Annotated in this window: 15 protein-coding genes; 4 read left to right on the forward strand and 11 right to left on the reverse strand. The window is 66.6% G+C overall.

What is annotated here, in order from left to right:
- Positions 1-98: 98 nt before the first annotated feature.
- Positions 99-1,058 carry an NADPH:quinone oxidoreductase family protein gene (locus tag RLN94_RS16685; protein ID WP_350122720.1) on the forward strand — a complete coding sequence of 320 codons (960 nt, stop codon included), beginning with the start codon at positions 99-101 and terminating at the stop codon, positions 1,056-1,058.
- On the opposite strand, the gene RLN94_RS16690 is transcribed toward RLN94_RS16685, so the two are convergent.
- Positions 1,048-1,932 carry a LysR family transcriptional regulator gene (locus RLN94_RS16690; protein ID WP_350122717.1) on the reverse strand — a complete coding sequence of 295 codons (885 nt, stop codon included), beginning with the start codon at positions 1,930-1,932 and terminating at the stop codon, positions 1,048-1,050. The two genes, RLN94_RS16685 and RLN94_RS16690, sit on opposite strands and share 11 nt — an antisense overlap.
- A 125-nt stretch (positions 1,933-2,057) precedes the next feature.
- Between RLN94_RS16690 and RLN94_RS16695 the strand changes: the two genes are divergently transcribed.
- Both RLN94_RS16695 and RLN94_RS16700 read left to right on the forward strand, forming a co-directional pair.
- Entirely contained in the window at positions 2,058-2,267 is a 210-nt protein-coding gene (locus RLN94_RS16695; protein WP_350122714.1) for a DUF1127 domain-containing protein, read from the forward strand.
- 124 nt (positions 2,268-2,391) lie between these two features.
- A complete protein-coding gene (locus RLN94_RS16700) occupies positions 2,392-3,114 on the forward strand; it encodes a Bax inhibitor-1/YccA family protein (protein WP_350122711.1) in 723 nt (240 codons plus the stop codon).
- Positions 3,115-3,340: 226 nt separating this feature from the next.
- Here the strand turns inward: RLN94_RS16700 and rpmG are convergent, their stop codons facing one another.
- The 8 genes from rpmG to RLN94_RS16740 all read right to left on the reverse strand — a co-directional run bounded on the left by rpmG (position 3,341) and on the right by RLN94_RS16740 (position 12,447).
- The gene (gene rpmG / locus RLN94_RS16705; protein ID WP_057816833.1) at positions 3,341-3,508 is read right to left on the reverse strand and encodes a 50S ribosomal protein L33; all 168 of its coding nucleotides are present in this window, start codon (positions 3,506-3,508) and stop codon (positions 3,341-3,343) included.
- A 119-nt stretch (positions 3,509-3,627) separates the two neighbouring features.
- Complete coding sequence (locus tag RLN94_RS16710; RefSeq protein ID WP_350158677.1) at positions 3,628-4,236, reverse strand: cell wall hydrolase; 609 nt, start codon at positions 4,234-4,236, stop codon at positions 3,628-3,630.
- Positions 4,237-4,408: 172 nt separating this feature from the next.
- Positions 4,409-6,949: a putative PEP-binding protein gene (locus RLN94_RS16715; RefSeq protein ID WP_350124286.1), complete on the reverse strand. Its 2,541-nt coding sequence runs from the start codon at positions 6,947-6,949 to the stop codon at positions 4,409-4,411.
- Positions 6,950-7,268: 319 nt separating this feature from the next.
- Entirely contained in the window at positions 7,269-9,443 is a 2,175-nt protein-coding gene (glyS, locus tag RLN94_RS16720) for a glycine--tRNA ligase subunit beta (RefSeq protein ID WP_350124283.1), read from the reverse strand.
- Positions 9,444-9,534: 91 nt separating this feature from the next.
- A complete protein-coding gene (locus RLN94_RS16725) occupies positions 9,535-10,377 on the reverse strand; it encodes a DUF1206 domain-containing protein (RefSeq protein ID WP_350124280.1) in 843 nt (280 codons plus the stop codon).
- A 57-nt stretch (positions 10,378-10,434) separates the two neighbouring features.
- Positions 10,435-10,959, reverse strand: a complete 525-nt coding sequence (locus RLN94_RS16730) for a DUF6446 family protein (protein WP_350124277.1) — start codon at positions 10,957-10,959, stop codon at positions 10,435-10,437.
- Position 10,960: 1 nt separating this feature from the next.
- On the reverse strand, positions 10,961-11,524 hold the full coding sequence (locus RLN94_RS16735) for a hypothetical protein (RefSeq protein ID WP_350124274.1): 564 nt from the start codon (positions 11,522-11,524) through the stop codon (positions 10,961-10,963).
- The gene (locus tag RLN94_RS16740; protein ID WP_350124271.1) at positions 11,512-12,447 is read right to left on the reverse strand and encodes a glycine--tRNA ligase subunit alpha; all 936 of its coding nucleotides are present in this window, start codon (positions 12,445-12,447) and stop codon (positions 11,512-11,514) included. Before RLN94_RS16740 ends, RLN94_RS16735 begins: the two co-directional genes overlap by 13 nt.
- Positions 12,448-12,607: 160 nt before the next feature.
- Here RLN94_RS16740 and RLN94_RS16745 point away from each other — a divergent pair, with 160 nt between their 5' ends.
- Positions 12,608-14,542, forward strand: a complete 1,935-nt coding sequence (locus RLN94_RS16745; protein ID WP_350124268.1) for a serine protease — start codon at positions 12,608-12,610, stop codon at positions 14,540-14,542.
- A 160-nt stretch (positions 14,543-14,702) separates the two neighbouring features.
- On the opposite strand, the gene RLN94_RS16750 is transcribed toward RLN94_RS16745, so the two are convergent.
- Complete coding sequence (locus RLN94_RS16750) at positions 14,703-16,283, reverse strand: thiamine pyrophosphate-binding protein (protein ID WP_350124265.1); 1,581 nt, start codon at positions 16,281-16,283, stop codon at positions 14,703-14,705.
- Positions 16,283-17,728 carry a TrkH family potassium uptake protein gene (locus RLN94_RS16755; protein WP_350124262.1) on the reverse strand — a complete coding sequence of 482 codons (1,446 nt, stop codon included), beginning with the start codon at positions 17,726-17,728 and terminating at the stop codon, positions 16,283-16,285. Before RLN94_RS16755 ends, RLN94_RS16750 begins: the two co-directional genes overlap by 1 nt.
- Positions 17,729-17,923 lie beyond the last annotated feature (195 nt).

Raw genomic sequence — 17,923 nt, forward strand, 5'->3', positions numbered from 1 at the left:
CCTCCCCCGCCCGACACCCGGCGCGATTGACACGGGCGCCCGGATTCGCCAAGTCACGCCAAGCCCTTATCGCCCGTTCCTAATCACGGAGAGAGCCCTTGCGCGCCTTCCAGGTCCTGCCCGACGATCAGCCCCCCGCCCTTCGCAGCATCGACATCCCCGCCCCGGCCGAGGGCGAAGTCCGCCTGAGAATCGGCGCCTGCGGGCTGAACTTCGCCGACACGCTGATGATCAGGGGAGAGTACCAGGACACGCCCGAGTCGCCCTTCACCCTCGGCATGGAAGTGGCCGGCACGGTCGAGGCCTGCGGCGCGGGCGTCGACGAGGCGGTGATCGGCCGCCGCGTCGCCGTGTTCGGCGGCCAGGGCGGGCTGGCGGAATACGGCTGCTTCCCGGCCGGGCGCTGCGTGCCCCTGCCCGATGCCATGCCCTTCACCGATGCCGCCGCCTTCCAGGTCGCCTATGGCACCAGCCACGTGGCGCTCGACCACAAGGCGCGGCTGCAGCCGGGCGAGACCCTTCTGGTGCTGGGCGCGGCCGGGGGCGTCGGCCTCACCGCGGTCGAGATCGGCAAGCAGATGGGCGCCACCGTCATCGCCTGCGCCCGCGGCGCCGACAAGCTGGCGGTGGCCGAACAGGCCGGCGCCGACCACCTGATCGACGCGCAATCGGAGGATATCCGCGAGCGCTGCAAGGCGCTCGGCGGGCTCGACGTGGTCTACGATCCCGTCGGCGGCGACCAGTTCAAGGCGGCCTTCCGCGCCTGCAACCCCGAGGCGCGCATCCTCGCCATCGGCTTCGCCAGCGGAGACATTCCCCAGATCCCGGCCAATCATCTGCTGGTCAAGAACATCTCCGTCCTCGGCCTCTACTGGGGCGGCTACCTGAAGTTCCGGCCGCAGGTCATCAGCGACAGCCTCGCCACCCTCTTCGGCTGGTATGCCGAGGGAAAGCTCAAACCCCATGTCAGCCATACCCTGCCGCTCGACCGGGCCGAGGAAGGGCTCGACCTCCTCCGCACCCGGAAATCCACCGGCAAGGTGGTGATCACGCCGTAAGCGCCTTCGGCACGGCAACCGGGCCCCGGCTGGCGGCGAACCCCTGCCGCAGCATGTCGGCCAGCTCGCCCAGCACTTCCTTGCGGCTGTCGGCGCCGTACATGTTGATCCGCTGGATGCCCAGGTCGGGCAGCGCCCCGCAGGATTGGATCGCCTCGAGCTGCGGCGGCACGCTGTCTTCCAGCAGGGCCCCCACTGCGAGGTCGGCGCTGATCAGCGCCTCGACCGACCGGTCATCGTCGGAATCCACCGCCATCTCCCACTCGATCCCCGCATCGTCCAGCTTGCGCAGCACGCCCGCGCGGAAGATGCAGACATTGCAGAAGGCCAGCTTCAGCGGCTTGCGCTTCCACGACAGCCCGCCCTGCGCCCCGACCCAGCGCAGCGGCATCTCGGTCAGCGTCTCGCCGCCCTGCCCCGGCGCCTCCTCTGTCGTCAGGATCAGGTCGACCTCGCCGCGCTTCAGCGATTCCAGCAGCTTGAGCGAGGTCGACGACCTGAGCTGCACCCTGACCCGCGGGCAGAGCGCGTTGAACCGCTTCAGCACCTGCGGCACCACCGGGTAGATCACGTCATAAGGCGCCCCGAGGATCAGCTCCCCCTCGTAGACATCATCGGTCAGCCGGCCCACGGCCTCGTCGTTCAGCTCCACCAGCCGGCGCGCATAGGTCAGCAGCAATTCGCCCGAATTGGTCAGCGCGATGCGCCGGTTGCTCCGGTCCAGCAGGTCCTGGCCCAGCAGTTCCTCCAGCCGCTTGAGCTGCATGGACACCGCCGACTGCGTCAGGTTCAGCGCCGCCGCGGCCCGTGTCACGCCGCCCTGCTCGGCCACCGCCACGAACGAGCGCAGGGTCGTCAGGTCAAGATTCCTCATTCATCACGCTCCTTGATGCCAGAGGTCACAAACATTCGTTTCACAAATGACAGCCTATCCGCCATCTTCATCAACATCAACGATGGAAACGCCGCAACGCATCACAGACCGAAAAGGATTACATCATGGCCTTCCTCTCCGTCCCCCGCTCCCGCGCCTGCCCGCACACCCGCCGCCGGGTTTCGCTGCTCGACCTCATCGTTCTGGGCCGCCAGCGCCGCAAGCTCGCGAAGCTCGACGACGCCGCGCTGCGCGACATGGGGCTCTCCCGCCGCGACGCCCTCGAAGAGGCGCGCCGCCCCGCCTGGGACGTCCCGCACCACTGGATCAGGTAAGCCGCATTCAAAACTGCGTTTTCGGGCCGTCACGGCCCGGAAAAACTTGAAAAGCAACGCCAGCCATCCGATATTGGTGCAAAGTCCATGGACGGGGCTATATTGACACTTATCGGAGGCTTGAATGGCTGAGTTTGACACAATCCGGACGGCATCTAGCGCACGCACTGCCGGCCAGGTTGACCAGGGCCTGCGCGCCCACATGAACAAGGTCTACGGCACGATGTCCGTAGGCATGCTGATCACCTTCCTCGCAGCTTGGGCCGTCGGCACCAACGCCGCGATGATGGAGACGCTCTTTACCGGGTTCACCCGCTACATCGTGATGTTCGCACCGCTGATCATGGTCTTCGCCTTCAGCGCGGTGATCAACCGCCTGTCGGCCGCCGCCGCACAGCTCTTCTTCTACGCCTTCTCGGCGGTGATGGGCGTCTCGATCGCCTATATCTTCGTGGTCTACACGGCCTTCTCGATCGCCCAGGTCTTCCTGATCACCTCGATCGCCTTCGCCGGCCTCTCGCTCTGGGGCTACACCACCAAGAAGGACATCTCCGGCTGGGGCAGCTTCCTGATCATGGGCCTGATCGGCCTGATCGTGGCGTCGATCGTGAACATCTTCCTCGGCTCGCCGGCGATCATGTTCGCCATCTCGATCATCGGCGTGCTGATCTTCGCAGGGCTCACCGCCTATGACACGCAGGACATCAAGAACGAGTATCTCGCCCACGCCCACCACGGCGACAGCGAATGGCTCGGCAAGTCGGCCATCATGGGCGCGCTGCGGCTGTACCTGGACTTCATCAACATGTTCATCATGCTGCTGAGCCTGCTCGGAAATCGCGAATAACCGATCCCTCCGGGATCGCATCAGGCGGGGCCGGTCCTTGGACCGGCCCTTTTCTTTTGCCCGCCGACCCCGTCCCGGCCCCCGCGCCGGGACCTCCCGCCACCAGGGGTCCCGGGTCAAGCGCGGGGCGGGTGACGACCCGTAGGGCGGGCACCAACCCACCCCCCGACAACAAAAAACCGCGCCCGAAGGCGCGGCTCTCGCAATACCGTCGAAGGATAAGACCTTACTTGATCTTGCCTTCCTTGTACTCGACATGCTTCCGCGCGACCGGGTCGTATTTCCGGATCGACATCTTCTCGGTCATCGTCCGTGCGTTCTTCTTGGTCACATAGAAATGGCCGGTGCCCGCGGTCGAGTTCAGGCGGATCTTGATAGTGGTCGGCTTTGCCATTTGTCTCGCTCCTGCACAGGACGGGCAGCCCGTCCGTGAAAATCCCGTGAAGCCCGCCTTTTATAGGCCCGCGCGTCCGAGTCAACCGGTTTTTGGCGCGCGGCCCGGCGTGGCGGCGCTCAGTTCGATGTCAGGCGCGTGGGCATCCGGTAGAAATGGTGCACCCCGATCGTGGCAGTGCGCGGAAACCGGTGCGCCCAGCGCGGGTTGACGGCGCGCGTATGGTAATGCGTCGCCCCTTCGGTCAGCGTCCGCGGCGCGCCCTTCACCATCAGGTAGGCGACCTTGCCGACGTTTTCAAACGCCCGCTTCTCGGCGATCACTTCCTTGTACCCGTCACAGGTATAGGTGAACTGGCACTGGTACTTGCGCCCCGTCCCCTGGTGCACCACGGCACAGACCTCGTCGGGGAAGTCCACGCTGTCCACCCGGTTGAGGATCACCTCGGCCACCGCGAACTGGCCCTTCACGCTTTCCCCGCGCGCCTCGAAATACAGCGCCTCGGCCAGGCAGCGCCATTCGGCATCGCCCTTGCGCGGCGCCTGCCCCGCCAGCCACTTGGCGGAATACTCCACCGAAAGCTCCGGCCGCGTCAGGAAACTCGCCAGCCGGGCATCCGGCAGGGTGTTGATCGCGCGGCGCTCGGTCTCGAGCAGTTTGGTCAATGGTGTGTCGGCAGAGGCAGCTCCAGCCATCGTCAGCAGCAAAACGGCTATAATTCGGAACATGTTCAATCTTCCTTCCCCCAGAATTTGGGCTCCAAAACCCGGACATCCGGGCCCGATATGCGAGATGGAGCCACGCGTCCACCCCTGCGGACGCGGCAAAAGTCTAACTTACAACAATTGAAAAAAAGTATCTACGGCATCTTGCCAAAAATTTCAAAGCACCCGCAGCGACTTAACCGATTCTGTCTTTCACGGCCAACTGTGCGGCGGCAAGTCGCGCAACCGGCACCCGGAAAGGCGAGCACGAGACGTAATCGAACCCCGCCGCCCGGCAGAAGGCGATTGATTCGGGGTTCCCCCCGTGCTCTCCACAAATCGACAGAACGAGGTCGGATTTCGCCTTCCTGCCTCTTTCCGCGCCGATTTCCAGCAATTCGCCCACGCCCTCGGCATCGAGCGTATGGAACGGGTCCTCGGCATAGACGCCCTGCTGGACGTATTTCGACATGAACCGCCCCGCGTCGTCGCGGCTGAGCCCGTAGGTCATCTGGGTCAGGTCGTTCGTCCCGAAGCTCAGGAACGACACCAGCGGCGCGATCTCCCCCGCCCGCAGCGCGGCGCGCGGCGTCTCGACCATCACGCCAAGGCGATAGGTGAACTCCTTGCCGGTCTCGTTGCGCACCGCGGTGGCCACCGCGTCGACCCGCGCCTTCACCAGCTCCACCTCGCGCCGGGCGCTGACCAGCGGGATCATGATCTCCGGCACCACCGCCTCGCCCTCGCGGCTGGCGGCCACCGTCGCCTCGAAGATCGCCCGCGCCTGCATCTCGTAGATCTCCGGCACCGTGATCCCCAGCCGCACGCCCCGCATGCCCAGCATCGGGTTGTACTCGCCCAGCGCCTCCACCCGCCGCGTCACGTCCGACAAGGGCAGGTCCAGCGCCTCGGCCAGTTCCAGCATCCCCGAGCGGTCGGTCGGCAGGAACTCGTGCAGCGGCGGGTCGAACAGCCGGATGCACACGGGCTGGCCCTGCATGATCCGGAACAGGTCGATGAAATCCGCCCGCTGCATCGGCAGCAGAAGCTCCAGCGCGGCGGCCCGGTCCTCGCCCGCATCGGCAAAGATCATCTCGCGCATCACCGTCAGCCGGTCGGCCTCGAAGAACATGTGCTCGGTCCGGCACAGTCCGATCCCCTGCGCCTTGAAGGTCCGCGCCACCTCGGCATCGGCGGGCGTGTCGGCATTGGCCCGCACGGCGATGTCGCGCGCGGCGTCGGCCCATTCCATCAGCGTCGCCAGCGACTCGTCGCGCGCCGGCTCCAGCAGCGGCGTGTCGCCCGCAAGGATATCGCCGCTGGTGCCGTCCAGCGTCATCATGTCCCCGGCATTCAGCCGCCGCCCGTCGGGGAAGACAAGGAACTTGCGCCGCGTGTGAAACTCGATCGACGAGGCGCCGACCACGCAGGGCTTCCCCATCCCCCGCCCGATCACGGCGGCATGGCTGGTCATCCCGCCCCGCTCGGTCAGCACGCCCACCGCGGCGTTCATGCCCCGGATATCCTCGGAACTGGTCTCGCGCCGGACAAGGATGCACGGCTCCCCGCGCGACTCGCAGGCCTGCGCCTCGGTCGCGGTGAACACGATCCGCCCGCTGGCCGCGCCGGGACTCGCGGCAATGCCGCTGGCCAGCACGTCGCGCGGCGCTTCCGGGTCGACCTGCCGGTGCAGCAGCTCGTTCAGCGCCCGCGGCTCGATCCGCATCAGCGCCTCCTCGCGGGCGATGATCCCGTCCTCGGCCAGCGCCACGGCAATCGCCACGGCGGCGCGGGCATTACGCGCCACACGCACCCCGTCCAGCAGGTAGAGCCGCCCGTTCTCGATGGTGAACTCGGCCTGCATCTCCTCGCGCAGCCGCTCGCGCATCAGCGCGGTCTGCGCCTTGAGCTGGGCAAAGGCCTCCGGCGCCAGCTCCTCCAGCGACGGGCCGCGCGGGTCGCGCTCGAGGAACAGCGCATCCGCCCCGCCGCGCAGCGCCTCGCGGCCCTGGCTCTGGCTCAGGTAGCGCCCGGTGATCTGCCGCGCGCCGGTCTGGCTGTTCACCAGCTGCATCACCCCCGAGCCGCTTTCGCCCTCGCCCAGACCCAGCGCCATTTCCTGCACCACGAGGCCAAGCCCGGCATCCGCCGGCGCGCCCTTGGCCTGCCGCAGCAGCCGCGCACTGGTGCCCTCCCACGCCCGCGCCATCGAGCGCAGCACCTCGCCAAGCTGCGCGCCCGGCTCCTGCGGAAAGGCCTCTTCCGTCTCGTCCTCGTAGGCCGACAGCGCCTGTTTCAGGCCCGTCGCGGGATCGTCGGCCACATCCTCGAACGCCTCCGGGTCCAGCCGCGCCACGTGGATGGCAAAGCTCTGCACGAACCGCAGGTAGAGCCGCGCCGCCGCCTCCTGCCCGATGGTCTCGGACATCTCGGCATAGCGCGCTTCGTTCATCCCGATATTCAGCACCGCCCCCGGCCCGCCCCAGTCCGGGTCTTCCGACGAGGGCCGCACGCAGAGGATGGCATTCTCCGCAAACGGCGCCAGCAGACGCTCCGCCGGGGGCGTCTCGCCCTGCGCGATCCGGCGCACGGTGTGGAACGACAGCGCCAGCGTGCAGGGCACCGGAAGCTCCAGCCTGACAAGGCGCTGCAAGCATTTGGCCCGGCCCCCGTGGGTGTCGGTTTTCACCGGCGCATCCGGCGTGATCAGGGTGATATGCTCATCGTTTTGCTGCACTGCGGCACCATTGCGCTTCACGCGCTCAAAAGCAAGAGCCGTGTAACAATTGGGCGACAGGGTGGAATAATAGGCAGACTGTCAGGGAGCCACTCCGCCCGGAACAAAGCCGCGCCTTGGCGCGGCGCCGGGCGAGCGCCCGACCGCCCCGTCGCACCGGAGGTGCGCCATGTACAGGCGGCACGCCTTCGGCGTGACGGGCGGGCGCTTTTGCAGCGTCAACCTATACAAAATCGTCAGATGTGCATGGCACCATAAATCAACCATCACATCCGTAGCCGCGCCCACCCGCGGTCGGCCGCCCGCCCGGCGGGAAAACCTACCCCTCGATCCGAGTCAAATCCGCCGCCTGAAGACAGATCACCCGGATCCGGTTCAACAGGTTCAGCCGGTTCCGCCGCAGGATCTCGTTGTCGGTATTGATCTGCACCGCCTCGAAAAACGCGTCGATCGGCGCGCGCAGCCCCGCCATCGCCGCCATCGCCCCGGCAAAATCCTCCTGCGCGCTGGCCGCCGCAATCGCCCGCTCCGCCCGGTCGAGCGCGGCAAACAGCGCCTTCTCCTCCGGCCCTTCGGCGAATTTCACGTCCGCGCCAAAGGAATACTCGACCCCGTCCTTCTCCTCGGCCTGGCGGAGGATGTTGTTGGCCCGCTTGAACCCCTGCACGAGGTTCTCGCCCTCCTCGGTCGCCAGCACCTCCTGCAACGCCCGCGCCCGCTTGACCAGCAGCGCAAGGTCGTCATTGCCGTCCATCGCGATACAGGCATCGATCACGTCATGCCGGATGCCCTGATCGCGGAGATAGACCTTGAGACGGTCGTGGACGAAGGAGAGGAGGTCTTGGACATCCTCAGCTTTTTTCGCGAGATCCACTTCATCCGGTTCAGCCCAATCGCTGGGATTGCCACTCCTTGCGCGATTTTCGGCTTCCGCGATCCGCTCCCAGAACCGGTCATAAGAGTGGGCGTTCCACCCGATAGACAAGTGCCGCGTCAGATCGGGACTGAGATCATTCTCCAACACCAACCGAATAACCCCCAGCGCGGCCCGCCGCAGCGCAAACGGATCCTTCGACCCCGTCGGCTTCTCGTCGATCGCCCAGAACCCCGTCAGCATGTCCAGCTTGTCCGCCAGCGCCACCGTCACCGAAACGAGACGCGTCGGCACGTCATCCGACGGGCCGAGCGGCGAGTAATGCTCCTGGCACGCCGCCGCCACATCCTGCGGCAGCCCCGCGGCCTCCGCGTAATACCGCCCCATCAGCCCCTGCAGCTCGGGAAACTCGTAGACCATCTCCGACGACAGGTCCGCCTTCGCCACCCGTGCCGCCTGTTCGGCCAGATCAGCCTCCGCGCCCACCACCGGCGCCAGTTCCCGCGCCAGCGCCGCGATACGCGCGATCCGCTCCGCCTGGCTGCCCAGCTTGCTGTGGAAGGTCACATGCCCAAGGCTCTCCACCCAAGGCTGCATCTTCTCGTCACGCGCCACACGCAGGTCATTCTCCCAGAAGAACTTCGCATCCGACAACCGTGCCGCCAGAACCTTCTGGTTCCCCGCAAGGATCGTCGCGCCATGATCCTCCGTCTCGACATTCGCGACCGTGATGAACCGCTCGATCCGCCCCGACTTCGGGTTCCGGACCGAGAAGAACTTCTGATGCTCCTTCATCGAGGTCTGCAACACCTCCGGCGGCAGCCCGAGGAACTCCTCCCCGATCTCCCCCATCAGCGGCACGGGCCATTCCACCAGCCCCGCCACCTCGGCCAGCAGCCCCTTGTCCTCGACCACCTCGAAGCCCCCGGCAAAGGCCAGGTTCTCCGCCTCCTGCCAGATATGCGCCTCGCGCTCCTCCGGGTCCAGAACCACCTTCGCGCGCTTGAGCTTCGCGGCATAATCCTCGAACCCCGTCACGGCAAACCGGCCCGGCCCCATGAAACGATGCCCTTGCGTGGTATTCCCGGCCTTGATCCCGTCGACCTCCAGATCGACAACGCTGGCCTCGCCCGCGTCATCCGTCAAAACACACAGGATCGAATGCAGCGGCCGCACCCAGCGCAGGCTCCCACTGCCCCAGCGCATCGACTTGGGCCAAGGAAAATTCCGGATCACCCCTTCCAGAACCTCCGCGACGATCGCCTCCGCCGGTCGCCCCGGCTTGGTGATCTTGGCAAAGTAAACCTGCCCCTTCTTCTCGTCGCGGATCTCCAGCTCGTCCTTCGACACCCCCGCACCGCGCAAAAACCCCTCCAGCGCCTTCTCCGGCGCATCGACGCGCGGCCCCTTGCGCTCTTCCACCACCGTCGGGCTCTCCGCCGGCAGGCCCTCAAGCGCCAGCGTCAGCCGCCGCGGGGTCGAGAACGCCGCCGCGCCCCCAAAGGTCAGCCCCGCCTCGACCAGGCCATCGGTCATCCGCGCCTTCAGGTCGTCGGCCGCGCGGCGCTGCATCCGCGCCGGGATTTCCTCGGAAAACAGTTCGATCAGAAGATCAGGCATGTGGTCTCAACCCGGGGCTTGGTGGAAGTTTCGGGTTGGATAACGGCGCCTCGCCACAACGTCCAGCCGGATTTCCGCACAAGCGACGGGATCAGACCCGCGGATCGGCCTTCCGTTCGGCCCGCTTCGCCAGCGTCTTCACATCCGGCCCGGCCCTTGCCGGCACGATCCGGTACACCGCCTCGATGAAACAGAGGAGGGCAAATGCGATCAGCCCGGCGGTCAGCAGGATCAGCATTATCCGCCCGAACGCCATCCCCCTTATCGTGTCGAACGCCTTGCCCAGGCCCCCGGCCTGCTCGGGCGAGGCCGTCATGGCGGCATAGATCAGGAACCCCCCGATCAGCGCCACCGCCACCCCATGCGCCACCAGCCCCGCCTTCGCCACCGGGTCCAGCCGCTGCATCACCGCCGTCCGCCGCAGGTGCGATTTGTACTTCTCGGAATAGGCCTTGTAGAAATAATAGATCCCGGCGCCCACCACGACTGCGCCCGCCAGCCCGACGATCCACTGGCCGTACTCCATCGCCAGCAGCTTCGCGGTCCAGCTCTTCGATCCGCCGCCGCCCGTGCCGATCCCCAGCGCCGCGGCTATCGCCCAAAGCCCCAGCGCACCGTGGATCACCCCGGTCACCGCCTGCCCGGTCCTTGCCACCACGCCCTTCAGCCCGGTGCCATAGGTCTCGAGATCCATCTTCGCATCGATCACCCGCCAGACCATGAAACACAAAAGCCCCAAGCCGATCCCCCACAGGGCGATCACCCCCCAGGCCTGCGATTTGAGCTGTTCCAGAGCGCCCGTCGTGCCCTCGGCACTCCCGCCGAAAATGGCCGCCATCAGGGCCAGTCCGCCCACGACAAGGTAAACCGCTCCGCGCGCCCCGTACCCGGTTCGCATGACGGGTACGACCCAATAGGGGGCTTTCTCGGCCATGGCGCTGTTCTCCCTTTTGCTGGGAACACAAGCGCCGAACGGCCCGTCAGGTTCCGTTCAGTAACGATCCGGGGGCGGCGGACACTCCTCCGGCGCGGGCTGTCCGTCGAACACCACCTCGCCGCAATGGTTGATCTGGTGCCAGACCCAGCCCTGCCCGTCCTCACCCACGGCGACGATCCGGTCGATCCCGTATTCGATGTTCTCCTCGCCCATGAAGGCCATGGCCGAGCCGTCTTCCAGCTTCGCCCCCAGTGCCCCGGCATCGAAACACTCGAACCATCCCGGCGCCTCCAGCGGCACGGCGCCCCCGTAGGGCTGGTAGGTCTCGCTCAGCTCCGCAAGCGGCGTCTCGGTCGTAAAACACGCCCGGTACCGGATGGGCGAGCTGTCCGCGTCGATCCCCTCGAACCCGTCATAGGCAATCACCTCCGGCTCCCCCGAGGCGACCGCGGTCATCCGCACATCCTCGCCCGTGGTCTCCACCTCCTCGTAATAGGCATAGACCTGCAGGTAATAGAGCGCCCCGCCCGCCACGACCGCACAGACCACGATCAGCAGGCTCAGGATTTTTCCGGTCACGTCACAAATCCTTCTCTGTTGTACTCTCGCGAGGCTCTGACTCTGCGAGCGGCTCAATCTCCGCCTGCTGGCGCGAAAGTGAAACGGAACTGAACGGCCGGTCCGACAACCGACCCAAGGCATCGGTACCGACCTTCAGGTTGCCCGAGTCACGGGTTTCCGGCCCATTCAACCAACCGAAAAACCGCAACACGCCACCAAGCGTGCGGACGTCGCCTATGATCCCCTCGAACCACTGCAGGAACGCGACTGGATAGGTCACCGTCAACTCCAGGCTTTTCCCGTCGCCGGCAAGGTCGGCAATACTCGGGCCGAACGCTTCCGCGGCCCGCGTGAAGTCCTGCCTGAAACAGACATCCAGAAACGCGGTTCCCGTCGCGGGCTGCGAAGCTGAAGGGTGCTCACCGGCCTCCTTGCGATCATGGCTTGAGCTGTCAAGGATGAACGGCCCAACGCAACTCATCTGGCATACCGCCACCAGACCGCGCGCCTTCAACCGTTCCGATACCCCCATACTCCGAACGAACCTCTCTGGCCCGAACTCCGCCCGGATCAGGCGCTGCATTCCACTCCCCCGGCCTCGGTCTGCACGAAGGCATCCGCGCATTGCTTGGCCAGCGCCCGCACGCGCCCGATATAGGCCTGCCGCTCGGTCACGGAAATCACGCCCCGCGCATCCAGCAGGTTGAAGATATGGCTCGCCTTGATGCACTGGTCATAGGCCGGGTGCGCCATGATGATGCGCTTGCCCGTCTTGGGGTCCTCCGCCTCCTGGCTCAGGATCGCCTCGCATTCCGCCTCGGCCTCCTCGAACTGCTTCAGCAGAACCTCCGTGTTCGCCACGTCGAAATTCCACCGGCTGTATTCCTCTTCCGTCTGCCGGAACACGTCGCCGTATGTCAGCGCAATCGGCGCGTCGGGGTCGTTGAACGGCATCTCCATCACGTGGTCGATCCCCAGCACGTACATCGCCAGCCGCTCCAACCCATAGGTCAGCTCGCCCGACACCGGTGTGCAGTCATGCCCGCCCACCTGCTGGAAATACGTGAACTGGCTCACCTCCATCCCGTCGCACCAGACTTCCCAGCCCAGGCCCCAGGCGCCCAGCGTGGGGCTCTCCCAGTCATCCTCGACGAAACGGATATCGTGCAGGTCCATGTCGATCCCGATCGCCTCGAGCGAGCCCAGGTACAACTCCTGCAGATCCGGCGGGCTGGGTTTGATCAGCACCTGGTACTGGTAATAATGCTGCAACCGGTTCGGGTTCTCGCCATAGCGCCCATCCGTCGGCCGCCGCGACGGCTGCACATAGGCCGCGGCCCAGGGTTTCGAGCCCAGGCTCCGCAGCGTCGTCGCCGGGTGGAACGTCCCCGCCCCGACCTCCATGTCATAGGGCTGCATGATCGCACAGCCCTTGCCGCTCCAGTAGGCCTGAAGCCGCAGGATGATCTCCTGGAAACTGCGGGGCTTGTCCGTCTTCTCCGCCATGCTCGCCTCTTTTCCGGCCCGGTTCGCGTCGCCGCCCTACCTACGGCCACGCCCACGCGGGGTCAATTGCGCCTGCGCGCATATTTTGGATGCACGCCCGGCTCAGTTTGATAAAAAGGTCCGGACGACAACTTCAGGGTTCAATGGCCAGGGTAACTCAATGACGCGCACCGTACTTTCGTTTCTTCTAATCCTTTTTTTCTCGGCATTTACAGCTTCCGCCCAGCAACAGAATTCCTGGATCCAGCTTGAATCCCACCCCAACCTCGCGGTGACCGAACAGGCGATCCGCGCCTACGGCGCCCGGATCGACGACGTGAACGGCTTCAACCTCGGCGGCGGCTGGTATGCCGTGGCGCTCGGGCCGTATGCGCCGGACGAGGCCGAGAACGTCATGGTTTCCCTGCGCGAACAGGGGCTTATCCCGCGTGACAGCTATGTCGCCGACAGCGCCAACTACCAGCAGCAATTCTGGCCCGTGGGCGCCAACCTGCTGGACGGTTCCGGCACCGACACGGCCGAGCCCGCCGAGGGCGTCACCACCGAAAGCGTCGAGGTGACCGAGCTGGCCGAGGCGCTCGCCGACACCGCCGCCGCGGCCGGCGACGACACCGAAACCGGGACCGACACCGACACCGCCGCCCAAACTGACACCGACACCCAGATCGCCCAGGCGGACACCGACACCCAGATCGCCCAGGCCGACACCGACACCACCACCAACACCACCGGCACGGGCCAGCCCGAGGTCGTCGCCGAACCCGAGATCCCCGAGGAAACCCAGTACGAGGCCCGCCAGAGCGAGGCGCAACTCAGCGCCGAGGAACGCCGCCAGCTCCAGATCGCGCTGGAATGGGCCGGCCACTACCAGGGCGCCATCGACGCCGCCATCGGCCCGGGCACCCGCGGCGCCATGGCCGACTGGCAGCGCTCCAACGGGCACGAACCCACCGGCGTCATGACCACCCGCCAGCGCGCCGAACTGCTGGGCCAGTACAATTCCGTGCTCGACGGGCTCGCCATCCGCACCATTCGCGACACCGAGGCCGGCGTGCAGATGAAACTCCCCACCGGCGTGGTCACCTTCGACCGCTACGAGCCGCCCTTCGCCCATTTCAACGCCAGCGGCGACATCCCCCAGGCCCGCGTCCTGCTGATCAGCCAGCCGGGCGACCGCAACACCCTGCTCGGCCTCTACGACATCATGCAGACCCTGCGCATCGTCCCCGAGGACGGCCCGCGCGAGATCTCCGGCAACAGCTTCTCGCTCACCGGTCGCAATGCCTCGATCGTCTCCCAGACCGAGGCCTCGCTCGAGAACGGCCACGTCAAGGGCTTCACCCTGATCTGGCCCGCCGGCGATGAGGATCGCCGCACCCGCCTGATGGCCGAGATGCAGGCCAGCTTCCAGCGCCTCGACGGCGTGCTCGACCCTGCCACGGGCGCCGAGGTGCAGCAGGATGTCGACCTCGTCTCCGGCCTCGAGATCCGCCAGCCCAAGCTGTCGCGCTCGGGCTTCTACGTCGACCAGTCCGGCACCGTCGTCACCACCCTCGAGGCGGTACAGGGCTGCGAACGCGTGACGCTGGACGAGGATTACAACGCCCGCGTCATCGGCATCGACGAGGCGCTCGGCATCGCCGTGCTGAAGCCGGTCGACGCGCTGGCGCCGATCGCCGTCGCCGCCTTCCAGGACACCCCGCCGCGCCTGCAATCCGACATCGCGGTCGCCGGCTATTCCTATGGCGGTGTGCTCGGCTCCCCCACCCTGACCTTCGGCCAGCTTGCCGATGCCAAGGGCCTCAACGGCGAGGAGAACCTCAAGCGCCTGGCGCTCGCCACGCTCGAAGGCGATGCCGGCGGGCCGGTGGTCGACGCCTACGGCGCGGTCGTGGGCATGCTGCTCCCGGCCAGCCAGTCGGGCCGCCAACTCCCCGAGGGCGTCAGCTTCGCCGCCGACGCCGCCGCCGTCCGCCAGGTGCTCGCCGATCTGGGCATCAACCCCTCCTCCACCAGCGGCGGCACCACCATCCCGCCCGAGACCCTCTCGAAACAGGCCTCCGGCATGACCGTCCTGGTCAGCTGCTGGGAGTAAGGCACAGCCCCCTCAAACGCCAAAGGCCCGGGCACCACCGCCCGGGCCTTTTCCATTCCGGTTCCCCAACCCCGTGCTTCTTCTGGCCGGAAATATCCCGGGGGAGACGTTGAATTTACATTGGAAATTCAACGTTGGGGGGAGAGCCCCCAGACCCGGCTCAGGTAGAAACAGCCGGCGTCACGTGGATAAGCGTCGGCCCGTCCGCCTCGAACGCCTTCATCACCGCCTGCGCCACGCCCTCGAGGCTGTCCGGCTTTTCCGCATGCGCCCCGTAGGCCTTGGCCAGCGCCACGAAATCGGGATTGATCTGGTCCACCGCCTTCGGCGCGATCTGCGCCCGGATCATGCTGTCCTCGATCTCCTTCAGCTTGCCATTGTCCCACAGCAGGATCGGAAGCGGCAGGCGAAGCTCCACCGCCGTCGCCAGCTCCTGGATGGTGTACTGGAACCCGTAGTCGCCGGCGATGCACAGCGTCGGCTTGCCCTTCCGCGCCACCGCGCCCCCGATCGCCGCCGGCAGCGCATAGCCCAGCGTGCCGAAGCCGAACGGGTGGTGCCAGTGGCCGGGCCGGTCCATCGGCCAGACCTCCTTGGCCGTATAGGCGAACTGCGTCATGTCGGAATAAAACATCGTATCGCCCGGCAGCACGTCGCGCAGCGCGTCGCAGATCGGCACGATCCCCGGCCGCTCGGCATCCGATTCCGCCCGCCAGCGCGCCTTGGCGGCGGCCACGTCGGCCTCCCGCCAGCCGGTCTTGGCCTCGAACCCGCCCACCGACAGGATCTCCCGCGCCAGCGCCGCGGCATCCGCCTGCAGCGCCAGTTCGGTGCCCGCCGCCGCGCGCAGCTCCTCGGGGTCGATATCCACCCGGATGAACCGCCCCTTGTAGCCCAGCTCGTCGCGCCACAGATCCACCTCCGACAGCTCGCTGCCCACGGCGATCACCAGGTCGGCCTTGGCGATCACGCTGGCGCTTTCCGGCCGCGCCAGGTAGGCGCCGTAATCCAGCGCATGCCCGGCGGCGATGCCGCGGCCCGCATAGGTGGTGAAACTCGCGGCCCCGGCCTGTTCGACCACCGCCTTCCAGTCCTTCGCGCCCTCGACGGCGCCGCCGCCGAACACGAAAAGCGGCCGCTCCGCCGCCTTCAGCGCCGCCACGATCCGCTCGGCCGCCGCCACCGGCCGTGTCTCGGTCTGCATCGCGGCCATCTCCGCCGGCGGCGCATCGGCCAGCCCCTCCAGCGCCCGGATCGGCACCTGGATATGCCGCGGCCGCTTGCGGCCCGTGGCGAACTCGGTCAGCGCCCGGTCGATCAGCCCATAGGCGCTTGTCGCATCCCGCGCCTCGAGGCTCCATTCGCACACGCAGGCCCCCGCCGCCTCCTGGTCCAGCATCTGGTGCAACTGCCCGCGCCGCCGCGCCGTCTCGTCAAGGCAGGACGAGATCGCCAGCACCGGCACGCTGTCGGAATAGGCCTGCCCCAGCGGCGTCATGATGTTGCACAGCCCCGGCCCGGTGATGATATAGGCCACCCCCGGCTTGCCGCTGGCGCGCGCATAGCCGTCGGCCATGAACCCCGCCCCCTGCTCGTGCCGGGCCAGCACATGAGTGATCCCGGCCTCCTCGATGCCGCGATACATCTCCTGGTTATGCACACCGGGAATTCCGAAAATCGTATCCACGCCGCGCGATTTCAGCATGTGGCTGATTTGGGCTCCGAGGGGTCTTTGGCTCATCAGGCTCTCCAGAAACTTATGGTAAACAGGACATAGACGGCGAAAAGCTCCAGCCGTCCGATCAGCATGCCAATGGTCAGGATCCACTTGGCAAGGTCGTTGAGGGTCGAATAGTTGCCCGCCGGGCCGATGATCTCGCCCAGGCCGGGGCCGATATTGGCCACCGCGGCGGCGGCCCCCGAAACGGAGGTGGTGAAATCGAGGCCGGTCATCCCCAGCGCCACCGACAACAGGCCCAGCGTGACCACGAAGAAGACGAAGAACGCCATGACCGAGTTCAGCACCTCCTCGCCCACCGGCCGTCCCTGGAAGCGCGGGGCGAAGATGCCGTGCGGCGCGTAGATGCGCCGCATCTGCGTGCTGATCGAGGCGAACAAAAGCTGGTAACGGAAAATCTTGATCGAGCACGAGGTCGATCCGGCACAGCCCCCGATCAGCCCGATGAAGAAGAAGATCGAGACAAGGAACGGGCCCCATTTCATGTAGTCGACGCTGGCATAGCCGGTGCCGGTGATGATCGAGGTGATGTTGAACATCGCCTCGCGCAGCGCCTGCTCGGGATGGTGCGGAAAGATGTTGACCAGCACCGCCGCCGTCACCGCCACCAGCACGGCGATGATCGCCAGGAAGACATGCACCTGGCTGTCGCGGAAAAGCGGCGTCACCCCGCCGTTCAGCATCTGCACGTAGCGCACGAAAGGCAGCGCCGCCAGCACCATGAAGACCGAGGCCACCCATTCCGCCGGCCCCTGGAACGTCCCGAACGAGGCGTCGTAATTGGAAAACCCGCCGGTCGAGACGGTGGTCAGCGCATGCACGATCGCATCGAATGTCTCCATGCCCGTGAACCGGTAGCACATCGCACAGGCCACGGTGATGCTGACATAGATGATCGAGATGCTCGAGGAAATCTCCGTCGCCCGCGGAAGGATCTTCCCCATGGTCTCGAACGCCTCCGAGCGGAAGATCTGCATGCCGCCCACCCGCAGCTCGGGCAGGAAAACCATCGCCACCACGATGATCCCGATCCCGCCCAGCCATTGCAGCAACCCGCGCCACAGCAGGATGCCGCGCGGCAGCTCGTCCAGCCCGGTGAACACGGTGGCGCCCGTCGTGGTCAGCCCCGACATCGCCTCGAAGATCGCGTCCACCACCCGCGCCTCGGTCGCGCCAAGCAGGAACGGGATCGCCCCGAAGATCGGCAGCGCCACCCAGACGCCGGTTGTCAGAAGGAAGGTCTGCTGAAGTGTCAGCCCCTCGCGCCCCCCGTTCCGGCACGCCAGGGCGACAAGCCCGCCCGACAGAACCGTCAGGATCGCGCTCTCCGCGAACACGGGCCAGTGACCCCGCCCATCGGCGATGTCCACCAGCATCGGCGCAAGCATGGTCAGGCCAAGGGCCATGACCAGAAGGCCGAGCACATATGCGACGGGGCGCAGATCCATAGTCAGGCGAAGCCTTGGCCGCGCCGCCGGACGGTGTCAAGCGCGTCCGGCCGGCGTGGTCACCCGCGCCACGTCATTTCGACAACGGCGGCGGCGGGGCCAAAACCCGCCCCCCGCCACCCGGTCAGATGTAGAACAGGTCGCCGGAGACGTAATATTGAATATAGTACCCCGTGAGGCCCAACTTGGCGAGTT

It is taken from the genome of Roseovarius sp., assembly GCF_040223625.1.
Lineage (GTDB): Bacteria > Pseudomonadota > Alphaproteobacteria > Rhodobacterales > Rhodobacteraceae > Roseovarius.